Consider the following 13,352-nt stretch of genomic DNA (forward strand, 5'->3'; position numbering starts at 1 on the left):
AATATCCGTTAGCCGATGATTTTCTTAAGGCGGAAGTAACGACGTCCCAGACGCCAGCGCTGGCGTAAGCCGCGCGCGTTTTGCCAGATCATCGACCAGATGCCGCGATCGAACAGTTCCTGAGTAATTTCGCGTTTCTTCGCGCTGTCTTCGATATTGTTAATACTGTGCAAAATACCCAAACCCTCTTTGGCGATTTGCCACTGACAGGCCGGGACACGCTTTACCTGCTCCGGGTAGCGCTTATTGATGGCGTCCAGCATTTCGAGGATCTTCATATAGTGACGTGACGAACGCATGCGGGTGTCGTCGGTACCTGGCGTATGGGAGACCGATGCAGAGTGGATCAGATAGTCGTAATAGACTTCGTCAATGTATTGCACCCGTTTCGCGGTCAGCAGTACTTCCGTGGTCCAGGGGATATCCTGATGGCGCAGGCCATGTTCGAAGGTAAAACCCTGTGCCTTGATAAAGGCGTGGCGATAAATATTCAGCCAGGTGACATGCAGGAATTTGCGCGAGGCCAGCGCCATCTGCAACCATTCGGGGCCATCCAGTACGCCAGTGGAGGCCAGCTTATCGGACGGGAAAATTTTTTTCGACGGACGGCCATCGTCATAAATATAGGTGCCGTTGCAGGTCGCGACATCCAGCTGGCCCGCAAAGGCGATCTCCAGCAGGCGCGGGTACATGCCAGGGTAAATAACGTCATCAATATCCGGGAAGGCAACGTATTCGCCGGCCGCCGCGGCCAGACCGGTGTTGCGCGCGGCTGATACGCCGCCATTAGCCTGGTCGATAACCTTAAAATGGGTAAATTCGTTGGCGTAGCGGGAAATAATTTCAGCTGAGCGATCCGTCGATCCGTCATTAACAATAATCAATTCCAGACTGGATAAATTCTGCTGTTTAATGCTGTCAAAAAAAGCGCTCAGGAATTTTTCGCCGTTATAAACGGCAACGATGAGGCTTAATTGAGGCGTTTCAGACATGCTTTCTCCGTAAAAATACGCAACAATAAAAGGGTATAACCATCACATGCAACGGCATTTCGACAGCCGGCAGGCTAAAGCGTTCCACGCCAGGGTGTTAAACACCGCTGGCGTGACGTCTTCATCAGGATGTTAACTTCTCGGTCGGTGCAGGGCGTAGGGCGCACATACCAACCAGCAGGCCGGTCAGCAGCATATACTGCTCAAGGTAGTGATCTTTAAGGTTGTGATCGACCATGGTCCGGCAGAAGAAGCCGACGGTAAAGAGCAGCAGGAACATCCCCACCATCATGTTGCCGCGACGAAACTCCCGCCAGCCGATATACCAGCAGCCCACCAGCAGGATCAGCCAGCCGGCGATACCTATCACACCATTCTGAATACCAAATTCGATCAGGCCGTAGTGGCTATGGGGGATATTAATACGGTTATCCTGGGTATCCCGGCGTAATACATAACGGAAGGCCTCTTTTCTGGCCCCCATGCCTGCCGGGTGTTCGGCAATCAGTTTCCAGCCCTGATGGAAGAAGCTGGCCCGACAACCATTGGAATGGTTCATAGGTACACCGAGACTGTTAACCGGTACCGTTCCGTCTGTTTTATTGTAACAAAAGCTAGTAAAGGGAGCGTTCCAGCCCGCTATGGCATCACTTTCCAGATTTTGCCAGCGTGGGTCTGTTTTCCAGGAAGCGTAACCGAGTAACACCGAGGCAATAGTAATGCCCACAAGAATACCACCTGTAACGATAACCCGGCTGCGCCGCATGTTGTGCATGCTCAGCAGGATAAAGGTAGAGAAAATGCTGCCGACCAGACCGATGGTGCCCCAGCGGGTGTCCACCAGTGCGGTACACACCAGATTACTTAACAGCATTAACGCCAGTACTGAGGTTTTCAGGCGCAGGAAGCGTTGATGCAACAGACCACGCGCCAGCAACTCGGCCATCAAAAAGCCGGTGATCATATTGACCTGGAAGCTCATGCGGGTGCGGTTATAAACAATCCGTGTTTCACCCCAGTGTATATAGCCGTCGCGCCAGTAGAGCCAGAGTGAATCCAGCAAATGAACGCAGACCACGCCCCAGAAAAAGAGGATCACCAGCGTAAAGAAGCGGGCGGCGGTCATGGAGGGATAGGTTCTTTGGATCGCTGGTAATAATACCAGCCCTGCACAGAACAGTAATACCGGGCGTAGCCACTGACCGCTCCAGGCAGAAACCATCTCTTTAATATCTGGTGCGACAAAAAAACCATTAATCACAATAAAGAAAGTTAACGCCCATACCACGATAAGAACGAACTTAATTTTGCTTAAATTCAGCCGTTGTCTGGTTGCGTTATTGCTAAAAAAGAGACCAAGAGCGACCGCGACAATGGGATAAATCAAACCATTACGATGAAACGGCAGCTGATCGTTAGGAATAGGCCAGACAAAACATAAGGCCAGTACAGCAAGGACTAACAGGCCTGTCAGAATGTTACGAGTATTTGTCATATTTTTTGGGCTGGTTAAGGATTTTTCGGTTCTTGACCGGCTGGTTAACAATGCAGTGAGTGATTTCCACGGTTTTTCAGTGGGAAATAAAAAGCCAGAGAAAATTATCACAAATACCTGACCTACAGAAGGACAATGTTTGTAAGCAAGAATAATCCATATCACGCTTTCCAGTGCCTGGGCTTTATGTATTACCGGGGCTGTAACGTATATAATTTGTTGTTATGCCAGCTAATGCACAATAACCAGGAAAAGTATGCATATTGTTCACACTGAAGCAGACGGGGGTAAGGGCGGCCAGCCGTTACGCATTATTAATGAGTCCCTTGGGATGATTCAGCGTGGCCATCAGGTGACCATACTTTGCCCGGAGAGTGCGCCGCTGCACGGCCTGGCGCGCGATGCCGGGTTAACGGTGGTCACCATGCCGCTTCGGCGCAAGAACCTTCAGAACCTGCAGCAGCTGCGTGGCTGGCTGAAAGAGAACCGTTCATCCATTGATGTCATAAATAGTCATAATTCCGCCGATACCTGGCTGGTGGCGCTGGCCAATCTTACCCTCTCAAACCCGGTGCCGCTGGTGCGTACCCGCCATGCTTCCGGCGTGCCGCGCAACAACTGGACTACCCGCTGGCTGTTTCGTAAAGCCTGTTCGCATATCGTCACTACCGGGGAGGCGCTGCGCCAGCAGATGGCCGACATCGGCGTGCCGATGAACCAAAGTACATCTGTACCGAGTGGCGTAGATACGCAGCGTTTTCATCCGGCGGATAAGCAACAGGCCCGCGCATACTGCGGCCTGTCGCAGGGGGATTTCTGGCTGGGGGTGGTGTCACATCTGCGGCCTAATAAAGGCCATAGCGTACTGCTACGCGCCCTGGCCGCCATTGATCATCCGCAGATCAAACTGGCGATAGTGGGAGAGGGGCCGCATAAAGCGACGCTGGAGCAGGAGATTATCGACCTGGGATTACAGGCGCGCGTAGTGATGGCGGGGCACCGGAGCGATCCTGAGCGCTGGTTCCCGGCGTTTGATGTTGCGCTTAGCCCGTCGCACGATATGGAAGGCGTCCCGCAGGGGGTGCTGCAGTCGCTGGCCTCGCGGATCGCCACCATCGCCACCGATGCGGGCGGCACGGCAGATGCCGTGATCGACGGCAAAACCGGTATTTTGATCGCCCAGCGCGATGAAACGGCGCTGCGCGAGGCGATTGTGAAACTGTATGAGGATGCTTTGCTGCGCCAAACGCTGGCGCAGCAGGGCTATGATTACCTGTGCCGCCATTTCACTCGTGAATGTATGCTTGCCTCAATGGAAAAGGTCTTTTCCAACGCGGCTCAACGCAGCAGTTCGCGATAGAGCGCCTGCAGCGCTTTCGCCATCCGCTCCAGGGTATAAGGCTCAGCAGTAGCGCGTGCTGCTGCTGAATAATCCACACCCTGGTCACGGCCCTGAAGCCAGAGGCTTATCGCCTGCTGATATCCGTCACTGTCGAGCGCGTCGCGCACCCAGCCGTTCACCCCTTCTTCAATCCACTCTGCCGCGCCGCAGCCATGGCTGGTGAGCAGCGGCAGGCCGCAGGCCAGCGCTTCGACACAGACATTCGGGAAGGGATCGTAGAGCGTCGGCAGGATCAGCGCGTCGGCGGTGCCGTAGACCTGGCGCACATCGGCGACCGGCCCCAGAAAACGCACCCGGGAAGCGACGCCGAGCGTCTGCGCCAGCTTTTCGAATTTGTGGGCGTGCTTGTCCCGCCCGGCAACCAGCAGCCAGACCTCAGGGTGAGGCACAATGGCGCGCAGCGCCGTCGCCACCCCTTTACGGCTGAAGCCGGAGCCGACATAGGCCAGAACCGGCGCATGCTGCGGAATACCCAGGACGTCCCGCTGGGAGAGCGTGCGCACATCCGGGCTGAAGTGGGTCGTATCCACACCGTTGTAGATCACCGTCAGCTTGTCATCGGCCAGGCCAAAACGGCGGGCGATATCGTCCCGCACCATTTTCGAGTTGCAGATCACTTTGCGCAGCGCAGGATGGGTAAACATCTGCGCTTCCGCCCGCAAAATATAGCGATGGTAGCGGCTCAGGGACTGCGCCCAGCGCGCCAGCGGCGACTGGATGCGGTTGTACTGCTCAAGCCAGGTTGCGTGTACGCCATCCCCGGCGCGGAAGATGGTCGCCCCGGGAATACGTTCGTGGCTCTGCACGATATCGAACTGCGTAAACTGCGCCGCCGCGGCGTCGGCAAAACCCGACTCGCGATCGAGACGGTTACGGAATGATGGATTAACCGTCAGCGTTTTCCAGCCGGCGGCATCCTCCCACTGGCGGGCGATCAGCGTGACGTCGAGAGCCGTATCCTGCGCCAGCACGTTCAGCGCGCGGGAGACGAAGCGCTCCGCGCCGCCGTTGGGGTTATAGGTCTGTCGGACGATAGCGAGCTTCATGCCGGGTTTTCCAGCAGCAGCGTATCGATGGCGCTCAGCACCATTTGCGGGGTGATCGCCGTAATGCAGTCGGAGACGCCGCTGTCGCCGCAGCCCGCTTTACCGCACGGCTGGCAGGTAAACCCAGCCACAATCACGCGGTAGTTCACTCCCCACGGCGCCCACTTAATCGCTCCGGTCGGGCCGAAGATGGCGACGGTCGGTGTGCCCACCGCGCTGGCGAGGTGCATCGGCATGGAGTCAACGCCGAAGTAGATCCGCGCGTGCTTCATCAGCGCGCCCAGCTCTTTCAGGTTTAGCTGACCGCTTAAATCAAACACCGGCTGGGTGAGCGCAGCCCGCAGCGCATCCATATAGTCGGTCTCTTCTTTTGACGGCGCGGCGGAGAGGATAACCGGCAGGCCGCGGGCCGCCAGGTTATCAATGGTCGCCGCCAGCTTTTGGATATCCCAGGCCTTAAACATCCAGCGCGACGTGGGGTGCACCAGAATGTAAGAGCCGCTGCTCAGCCCAAAGCCGGCCAGTTTTTCGGCAATCGACGCTTCCGCCGCATCGCCCGGTACAAACAGGGTGTGCTTGTCTGCATCGGTCTGGGGATGGATGCCGATCCGCCGCAGCGCATCGAGATTCACCTCCACCATATGGCGGCTGTTATCCTGGATCGCCGGGTAGAGGGTGGTGAAGGATTTCACCCAGCGGCGACGCGCCAGTCCGCCGCGTTTATCGGGCTTAAAGCCGACGGAGACGCGCGGCTTCAGACGGCGCGCCAGACGCGCGCCGTGCCAGTGTTCGGTGAGGTTGATCAGCACGTCATACTGACGCGCTTTCAGGGTCTTCAGCAGCGCACGATACAGACGGAACTGCGCGAACCAGCCCTTTTTACGCCAGTTACGCCCGATGGTATGCACCTGGTCGATAAACGGATGGCTGGTGAGCATCGCCTGGGTGTCGTCATACACCAGGGCATCCACTTCCACATCGGGATAGTTCGTTTTCAGTACCGTAAAGACCGGCGAGGTCAGCAGGACGTCACCGTGGTGACGCAGCTTTACGATCAGCACGCGCTTCGGTGGGCGCTCCGCTGAGAAAAAATCAGACATAGGCTCTCTCTGCTGCCAGCAACGGCTCTAATTGCGCAAAAACCGCAGCGGCGGAAAGGTCGCTCAGCTGCGATGAATGTTCCGGGCGGCAGATATATTGATTTTTGCCATAGCCGCCAATCAGACCCGGGTCCGTCGGGCCGTAAAGCGTAATATTAGGACGATCCAGCGCCGCCGTCAGGTGGCTGAGACCGGTATCCACCGACACCACCGCCGTCGCGCCCGCCAGCTGCTGCGCTACGCCATCCAGCCTCATCCGGGGCAGCACGTCCACGTAATCAAAGCCTTCCGCCAGACGCTTCGCCCGCGCCTCTTCGTGCGGGGCGCCCCACGGCAGCCTGATGCGCAGGCCCGCACTGCTCAGCAGGCCGATAAGATCGCGCCAGTGGGCTTCCGGCCAGTGTTTGTCATCCCGGGTGGTGGCGTGCAGGAAGATAAGATAAGGTGCGTGTGGCTTTGCATCGTGCAGGAAATGCTGCGAAATGGCGTAATCCCCCTGCAGTTGCGGTTTTGCATAGCCAAGGCTCTTTGCGAACAGCTCCCGGGTGCGCTCCACGGCATGCTGCTGCTTCGCGATCGCGTGGCGACGATTGTAGAACAGGCTCGCCAGCGGTTCACGGGCGCTCTGCCAGTCCATACCGTGCTTTATGCCGTGGGCCAACCGGGTGACCAGCGCCGCGCTTTTTACCAGCCCCTGGGCGTCGATGATCGCATCGTAATGGTGGGCCTGCAGCGCGTCGCGAAAGGCCTTACGCTCGGCCTTAATCGGTGCGGAAAACCACGCTTTGCGCCAGCGGCGGATCGCCACCGGTATAACCCGATCTACGGCAGCATGCCAGGTGGGGATCTGGGCGAAACCCTCTTCCACCACCCAGTCGAAACGGATACCCGGAATAGCCTGCATGGCGTCAGTGAGCGAGGGCAGGGTATGCAGCACATCGCCCATTGAGGAGGTTTTAACGATCAATACCCGCATCCGTTATCCTTCTTCGCTCAACAGCAGTTCGTTAAGCTCGTCGAGGACACGCTGCGGAGTGATGTCGATCAGGCTCTGGTGGTAGCCTTCAGCGGCGTCACCTTTACGGACTTTGTGGTAGCCGGTGATCAGGCGGATCACGCGCGCTTTATGCGACAGCGGCGGCGTGAAGTCCGGGCTGCTCGGGCCGTACAGCGCCACCAGCGGGCGGTTCAGCGCTGCGGCAACGTGCATCAGGCCGGAGTCGTTCGTGACCACTGCCTTACAGGCTGCCAGCAGGATCACCGCCTGCTCCAGCTGGGTCTCCCCGGCCAGATTGCGGCACCAGGCCTGCTGCTCGATGCTCAGCGCGGCGAGGATTTCATTGCCCACCTCGTGATCTTTCGCCGAGCCGAACAGCACAATCTGATAGCCTTCGTCGATCAGCTGCTTCGCCAGCTCAGCGTAGTGATAGTGCGGCCAGCGCTTCGCCGGGCCGAACTCCGCGCCCGGGCAGAAGCCGATGATCGGGCGATCGGCCTGCAGGCCAAAAGTATTGCAGATCTGGGATTTCTCACCCTCGTTAACCTGAAGCTGCGGCCACAGCAGCGGCTGCGGCAGGTCTTTCGCGCTGCGCATCACCCCTTTGTCGTAGGCCAGCGCCACGTAGCGCTCTACCATCAGCGGCCAGGCCTCTTTGTCCAGTACCCGCGCGTCATTCAGCAGGCCGTAGCGCATCTCGCCGCGCCAGCCGGTGCGGTGCGGAACGCCCGCAAAGAAGGGAACCAGGGCAGATTTAAAGGAATTCGGCAGTACATAAGCGCGATCGTAGCGCTTGTCGCGAAGGCTATGGCCGAGCTTGCGGCGTTCGCCAATTTCCAGCGCCCCGTGGCCGAGCGGCATCGGGATCGCTTCGTTCACTTCCGGCATCCGCGATAACAGCGGACGACACCACGCGGGTGCCATCACGTCAATTATCGCCTGGGGATAGCGCGCCTTGAGCGTGCGATAGAGACTTTGCGACATCATCATGTCGCCCACCCATGACGGGCCTACCACCAAAATTTTCATACTTACGCGTCGCGGTTCAGCCAGGCCATATATTCCGTTACGCCTTCGGCAACGGTCTTGAACGGCTTGTCATAGCCAGCGGCACGCAGGTTGGTCAGATCCGCCTGGGTGAATGCCTGATAGCGGCCTTTCAGCTTGTCCGGGAACGGGATGTACTCAATGGTGCCTTTCTGGTGATACGCCAGCGCGGCGTCAGCCACCGCCTGGAAGGATTCCGCGCGGCCAGTGCCCAGGTTGAAGATCCCGGAGACACCGTTTTCCCAGAACCACAGGTTCACTGCCGCCACATCGCCCACATAGACGAAGTCACGCTTGAAGCCATCGCTGCCTTCGAACAGTTTCGGACTTTCGCCATTATTCAGCTGGGTGTTGAGGTGGAATGCCACGCTCGCCATGCTGCCTTTGTGACCTTCGCGCGGTCCGTAAACGTTGAAGTAGCGGAAACCGACGATCTGGGAGTTCGCTTCTGGCAGGACCTGGCGTACATATTCGTCGAACAGGAACTTGGAGTAGCCGTAGACGTTCAGCGGCTGCTCATATTCGCGGGACTCGATAAAGTCTGAGGTGCGCCCGCCGTAGGTCGCCGCGGAAGAGGCGTACAGGAACGGAATTTCGCGCTCCAGGCAGTAGTGCAGGATCTCTTTGGAGTACTGATAGTTGTTGTCCATCATGTACTTGCCGTCCCACTCGGTGGTGGAGGAGCAAGCACCTTCATGGAAGATTGCGTCGATATCGCCGAACTCTTCGCCCGCCATAATCTGGATCAGAAAATCTTCTTTATCCATGTAGTCGGCAATGTTCAGATCCACCAGGTTAACGAACTTGGTGCCGTCTTTCAGGTTATCCACCACCAGGATGTCGGTGATGCCTTTGTCATTGAGAGCCTTAACAATATTGCTGCCGATAAAGCCCGCGCCGCCGGTAACGATGATCATAACTGTAACCTTTGAAGTGTGGAGCCCGGGGACAATCCCGGGCGCTGATATTCATATCATATCATTAGTATGACCACCCTTCAGCCATTCACCGACTTAGCGCAGGGGTACACGTGATTTATGCTGCAAAAACGATAACTGTTAAAGCGTCATCTCGTATCGGGGTATAGCTTTGGGTAATATGTGCCGAAATTTGCCGAGTCTGGAGAATTGCAATGCGTGGTGATTTTTATAAACAGTTAAACAGTGACCTGGAAACCGCGCGGGCGGAAGGGTTGTTCAAAGAAGAGCGAATCATTACCTCCGCTCAGCAGGCAGATATCACCGTTGCCGACGGCGGCCAGGTGATTAACTTCTGCGCCAACAACTACCTGGGTCTTGCGAATCACCCTGAGCTGATTGCCGCGGCGAAGGCGGGCATGGACACCCACGGTTTTGGCATGGCCTCCGTGCGTTTCATCTGCGGTACCCAGGACAGCCATAAGGCGCTGGAGAGCAAGCTGGCCGCCTTCCTCGGAATGGAAGATGCCATTCTGTACTCCTCCTGCTTTGACGCCAATGGCGGTCTGTTTGAGACCCTGCTCGGCGCGGAAGATGCCATTATCTCCGACGCCCTGAACCACGCTTCCATCATCGACGGCGTGCGTCTGTGCAAAGCGAAGCGTTTCCGCTACGCCAACAACGACATGGTTGAGCTGGAAGCCCGTCTGAAAGAGGCCCGCGAGGCTGGCGCGCGTCATGTGCTGATCGCCACCGACGGCGTCTTCTCGATGGACGGCGTGATCGCTAACCTGAAAGGCGTCTGCGACCTGGCGGACAAATACGATGCGCTGGTGATGGTCGATGACTCCCACGCCGTCGGCTTTGTCGGCGAAAACGGTCGCGGCTCCCACGAATACTGCGACGTCATGGGCCGCGTGGATATCATCACAGGTACGCTGGGTAAAGCGCTGGGTGGTGCCTCCGGCGGCTACACCGCCGCGCGTAAAGAGGTGGTGGAGTGGCTGCGTCAGCGTTCCCGTCCGTACCTGTTCTCCAACTCCCTGGCGCCAGCCATCGTTTCCGCCTCCATTAAAGTGCTGGAGATGGTGGAGTCCGGCGCCGATCTGCGCGACAAACTGTGGGCTAACGCCCGTCTGTTCCGTGAAAAAATGACCGCCGCAGGCTTTACCCTGGCCGGTGCCGATCACGCCATTATCCCGGTGATGTTGGGCGATGCCGTCGTGGCGCAGAACTTTGCCCGTGAGCTGCAGAAAGAGGGGATTTACGTCACCGGTTTCTTCTTCCCGGTGGTGCCAAAAGGTCAGGCGCGTATCCGCACCCAGATGTCTGCGGCGCATTCCCCTGAACAAATTGAGCGTGCGGTGGAAGCCTTTACCCGCATCGGCAAACAACTGGGCGTGATTGCCTGAGGACGCATAATGAAAGCACTATCCAAACTGAAAGCGGAAGAAGGCATCTGGATGACCGACGTTCCAGAGCCGGAAGTCGGTCATAACGATCTGCTGATTAAAATCCGTAAAACCGCCATCTGCGGCACTGACGTGCATATCTACAACTGGGACCAGTGGTCGCAGAAAACTATCCCCGTGCCGATGGTAGTGGGCCACGAATATGTTGGCGAAGTGGTAGGCATTGGCCAGGAAGTAAAAGGCTTCAAAATTGGCGATCGCGTCTCTGGCGAAGGCCATATCACCTGCGGCCACTGCCGTAACTGCCGCGGTGGCCGTACCCACCTGTGCCGCAACACCGTAGGTGTGGGCGTCAACCGTCCGGGCTGCTTCGCAGAATACCTGGTGATCCCGGCGTTCAACGCCTTCAAAATCCCGGACAATATCTCTGACGATCTCGCCTCCATCTTCGACCCGTTCGGTAATGCGGTACACACCGCGCTCTCCTTTGACCTGGTAGGCGAAGATGTGCTGGTGTCTGGTGCAGGCCCAATCGGCATCATGGCAGCAGCCGTGGCGAAGCACGTCGGTGCGCGTAACGTGGTGATCACCGACGTGAACGAATACCGTCTGTCGCTGGCGCGTAAAATGGGCGTTACCCGTGCGGTGGATGTCTCTAAAGAGAGCCTGAACGACGTGATGGAAGAGCTGGGCATGACCGAAGGCTTTGACGTCGGTCTGGAGATGTCCGGTGCGCCACCGGCGTTCCGCACTATGCTCGACACCATGAACCACGGTGGCCGTATCGCGATGCTGGGTATTCCGCCGTCGGATATGTCCATCGACTGGAATAAAGTGATCTTCAAGGGGCTGTTCATCAAAGGTATTTATGGCCGTGAGATGTTCGAAACCTGGTACAAGATGGCAGCGCTGATCCAGTCGGGTCTGGATCTCTCTCCGATTATCACCCATCGTTTCTCCATCGATGAGTTCCAGCAGGGCTTTGACGCGATGCGTTCCGGCCAGTCAGGAAAAGTTATTCTGAGCTGGGATTAATTTAGAAAGCGCCTGCGGGCGCTTTTTTTCGCTGGTTTCACGTTTTTACGTCCACAAACGGATTGATACTAACTTTTCTTCGCTTTTTTCGCCCTGCGCTTATAGAGTTGGCTAAGGTTTACTTAACTTTACAGCGCATATGTTCAAGCTCACCGTTTGTTTGTTGACCTGTAATTCCGCCCGGCTGCTCCGTGAAGTGCTGCCTCCGTTGATCGTCGTCGCCGATGAAATCATTGTTCTCGACTCAGGCAGTCACGACGGCACATTAGCGATTTGCCAGGAGTATGGCATCACCCCTCATCACCACCCCTATGCCATGCATGGCGTACAGATGAATCACGCCATCGATCTGGCGAGCAATGACTGGGTGTTATGCATGGATAGCGATGAAATTCTGGATGCGGAGACCGTGGATTTTATCCTGCGTCTGAAAGCAGGTGATGAACCCCACCCACAGCTGGCATGGCGTATCGCCCGCTACTGGCATGTGCTGGGGGAAGAGGTGCGCACCATTTATCCCATCTCCTCGCCTGATTTCCCGGTGCGGCTGTTTAACCGGACTCAGGCGCGTTTTAATCAGCGTCCGGTGGATGACAAAGTGGAAGGGGTGATCCAGTCGGCGAAAATACCGGGCCGCGTTCGGCATGACACCTTCTATTCCCTGCATGAGGTGTTCAACAAGCTCAACAGCTACACCAGCCGTCTGGTGAAGTACCAGACCATAAGGCCATCGATTGCCCGTGGCGTCATCAGCGCCATCGGCGCGTTCTTTAAGTGGTATCTGTTTAGCGGCGCGTGGCGTCAGGGAAGAGTGGGGGTGGTGACCGGTCTCTACGCTACCTTTTATAGCTTCCTGAAATATTTCAAAGCCTGGTATCAACACCAGGAGCAAAAAGCGTCCGCGGACAAAAAAAAGCCCGCGGACTCTCGTGTCATTGAGTAGGCCATCCCGCCTGAGGCGGGATTAGCTTTTCTTACCCCAGCCCTGCCACTGCAACTGAACATATTTCACCAGCGTGCTCTGGCTGATGCTTTCGCTAATCACCGAGAAGTAGCGGGTGACGTAAACCGGCTCTGGCGGCTGTTTAGGCGCACAGAGCGTCACGCCACGGAAAGGGTTACGCGGTTTTGTGCCAGGCGCAGCGCCAGCGGGCGGCGTGCTGACCGGTCGGGAGGTATCCACCTGCGGCTCATTGAGCAGGCTGCTCGCCGGTACCAGGGTAATATCCGCAGGCAGGTTGGGCAGCATCTGCTGCAACACGCGAACGGTGGACGGGTGAGGATGTCCGATGGCGATCGCCGAACCCGATCGGCGGGCCACCTGCACGGCACGGTTAAACTGGAAGCGGATATCGGCTTCGTTTTGCGTATCGTCCAGGAACACTTTGCGCTTAATCACCTTCACGCCGGTGCCCTGCGCGGCGCGCATCGCCTGGCTGTTGCCAATGGTCATGCTGTCCAGGAAATAGAGGTTATAGCGCGCCAGCGACTGCATCACTTTCTGCATGCCAAACAGGCTGGAGGTCATGGCGCTGCCCATATGGTTATTCAGTCCTACGGCGTAGGGGACTTTGCCATAGGCTTCGCGGATGATGCGTTCGATCTCGTCGCTGGTCATCTCCGGGCGCAGCGTATCTTTTTCCAGCGGCTGTTTACTGAGCGGCGCCATGGGCAGGTGGATCAGCACTTCATGCCCGCTGTTATGGGCTTTGGTGGCCATTTCATGCGCGTGAGGCGCGTTCGGCAGGACGGCGACAGAGATGGCGGAGGGCATCGCCAGGACCTGATTTTCTGTGTGTGGACGATAACCGAAGTCATCGATAACGATAGCGAGTTTACCTGCGTAAACCGGCATCGCCAGCGCCAGTGCGCTGACGAGGGGAAAAACCATACGACGAAATTGAAGCAA

12 protein-coding genes are annotated in these 13,352 nt (G+C 57.2%); 4 read left to right on the forward strand and 8 right to left on the reverse strand.

Going from position 1 to position 13,352, the window contains the following annotated elements:
- Positions 1-8: 8 nt before the first annotated feature.
- Together C2U54_RS05455 and C2U54_RS05460 are read right to left on the reverse strand one after the other, a co-directional pair.
- Positions 9-992: a glycosyltransferase gene (locus C2U54_RS05455; RefSeq protein WP_103177723.1), complete on the reverse strand. Its 984-nt coding sequence runs from the start codon at positions 990-992 to the stop codon at positions 9-11.
- Between the two features lie 124 nt (positions 993-1,116).
- Positions 1,117-2,487, reverse strand: a complete 1,371-nt coding sequence (locus C2U54_RS05460; RefSeq protein ID WP_103177724.1) for an O-antigen ligase family protein — start codon at positions 2,485-2,487, stop codon at positions 1,117-1,119.
- Between the two features lie 256 nt (positions 2,488-2,743).
- Here C2U54_RS05460 and C2U54_RS05465 point away from each other — a divergent pair, with 256 nt between their 5' ends.
- Complete coding sequence (locus tag C2U54_RS05465; RefSeq protein ID WP_103177725.1) at positions 2,744-3,847, forward strand: glycosyltransferase family 4 protein; 1,104 nt, start codon at positions 2,744-2,746, stop codon at positions 3,845-3,847.
- Here C2U54_RS05465 and C2U54_RS05470 read toward each other — a convergent pair.
- From C2U54_RS05470 to rfaD, 5 genes are read right to left on the reverse strand one after another with little or no spacing between them, the layout of a single operon-like run.
- Complete coding sequence (locus C2U54_RS05470) at positions 3,826-4,935, reverse strand: glycosyltransferase family 4 protein (RefSeq protein ID WP_103177726.1); 1,110 nt, start codon at positions 4,933-4,935, stop codon at positions 3,826-3,828. The two genes, C2U54_RS05465 and C2U54_RS05470, sit on opposite strands and share 22 nt — an antisense overlap.
- Entirely contained in the window at positions 4,932-6,035 is a 1,104-nt protein-coding gene (gene rfaQ / locus C2U54_RS05475; RefSeq protein WP_103177727.1) for a putative lipopolysaccharide heptosyltransferase III, read from the reverse strand. Before rfaQ ends, C2U54_RS05470 begins: the two co-directional genes overlap by 4 nt.
- Positions 6,028-7,011, reverse strand: coding sequence for a lipopolysaccharide heptosyltransferase RfaC (gene rfaC, locus C2U54_RS05480; RefSeq protein ID WP_103177728.1), 984 nt, complete (start codon positions 7,009-7,011; stop codon positions 6,028-6,030). Before rfaC ends, rfaQ begins: the two co-directional genes overlap by 8 nt.
- A 3-nt stretch (positions 7,012-7,014) precedes the next feature.
- Positions 7,015-8,061 (reverse strand): ADP-heptose--LPS heptosyltransferase RfaF, encoded by a 1,047-nt coding sequence (rfaF, locus tag C2U54_RS05485; RefSeq protein WP_103177729.1) that lies wholly within the window; start codon positions 8,059-8,061, stop codon positions 7,015-7,017.
- A 2-nt stretch (positions 8,062-8,063) separates the two neighbouring features.
- Complete coding sequence (rfaD, locus tag C2U54_RS05490; protein ID WP_103177730.1) at positions 8,064-8,996, reverse strand: ADP-glyceromanno-heptose 6-epimerase; 933 nt, start codon at positions 8,994-8,996, stop codon at positions 8,064-8,066.
- Positions 8,997-9,211: 215 nt separating this feature from the next.
- Here rfaD and kbl point away from each other — a divergent pair, with 215 nt between their 5' ends.
- From kbl to C2U54_RS05505, 3 genes are all read left to right on the forward strand, one after another.
- Entirely contained in the window at positions 9,212-10,408 is a 1,197-nt protein-coding gene (gene kbl, locus C2U54_RS05495; protein WP_103177731.1) for a glycine C-acetyltransferase, read from the forward strand.
- Positions 10,409-10,417: 9 nt separating this feature from the next.
- Positions 10,418-11,443, forward strand: a complete 1,026-nt coding sequence (gene tdh, locus C2U54_RS05500) for an L-threonine 3-dehydrogenase (protein ID WP_103177732.1) — start codon at positions 10,418-10,420, stop codon at positions 11,441-11,443.
- Positions 11,444-11,582: 139 nt separating this feature from the next.
- Positions 11,583-12,386, forward strand: coding sequence for a glycosyltransferase family 2 protein (locus C2U54_RS05505; RefSeq protein ID WP_103177733.1), 804 nt, complete (start codon positions 11,583-11,585; stop codon positions 12,384-12,386).
- Positions 12,387-12,407: 21 nt separating this feature from the next.
- Here C2U54_RS05505 and C2U54_RS05510 read toward each other — a convergent pair whose 3' ends face one another.
- A complete protein-coding gene (locus C2U54_RS05510) occupies positions 12,408-13,352 on the reverse strand; it encodes a divergent polysaccharide deacetylase family protein (RefSeq protein ID WP_103177734.1) in 945 nt (314 codons plus the stop codon).

Origin of the sequence: Leclercia sp. LSNIH1 (assembly GCF_002902985.1) — a bacterium.
In the GTDB taxonomy this organism is placed as follows: Bacteria; Pseudomonadota; Gammaproteobacteria; order Enterobacterales; family Enterobacteriaceae; genus Enterobacter.

What these genes read in the sequence shown, in the direction of transcription:
- C2U54_RS05455 (WP_103177723.1), bottom strand. Translation starts at nt 992, where the DNA reads ATGTCTGAAACGCCTCAATTAAGCCTCATCGTTGCCGTTTATAACGGC.
- C2U54_RS05460 (WP_103177724.1), bottom strand. Translation starts at nt 2,487, where the DNA reads ATGACAAATACTCGTAACATTCTGACAGGCCTGTTAGTCCTTGCTGTA.
- C2U54_RS05465 (WP_103177725.1), top strand. Translation starts at nt 2,744, where the DNA reads ATGCATATTGTTCACACTGAAGCAGACGGGGGTAAGGGCGGCCAGCCG.
- C2U54_RS05470 (WP_103177726.1), bottom strand. Translation starts at nt 4,935, where the DNA reads ATGAAGCTCGCTATCGTCCGACAGACCTATAACCCCAACGGCGGCGCG.
- rfaQ (WP_103177727.1), bottom strand. Translation starts at nt 6,035, where the DNA reads ATGTCTGATTTTTTCTCAGCGGAGCGCCCACCGAAGCGCGTGCTGATC.
- rfaC (WP_103177728.1), bottom strand. Translation starts at nt 7,011, where the DNA reads ATGCGGGTATTGATCGTTAAAACCTCCTCAATGGGCGATGTGCTGCAT.
- rfaF (WP_103177729.1), bottom strand. Translation starts at nt 8,061, where the DNA reads ATGAAAATTTTGGTGGTAGGCCCGTCATGGGTGGGCGACATGATGATG.
- rfaD (WP_103177730.1), bottom strand. Translation starts at nt 8,996, where the DNA reads ATGATCATCGTTACCGGCGGCGCGGGCTTTATCGGCAGCAATATTGTT.
- kbl (WP_103177731.1), top strand. Translation starts at nt 9,212, where the DNA reads ATGCGTGGTGATTTTTATAAACAGTTAAACAGTGACCTGGAAACCGCG.
- tdh (WP_103177732.1), top strand. Translation starts at nt 10,418, where the DNA reads ATGAAAGCACTATCCAAACTGAAAGCGGAAGAAGGCATCTGGATGACC.
- C2U54_RS05505 (WP_103177733.1), top strand. Translation starts at nt 11,583, where the DNA reads ATGTTCAAGCTCACCGTTTGTTTGTTGACCTGTAATTCCGCCCGGCTG.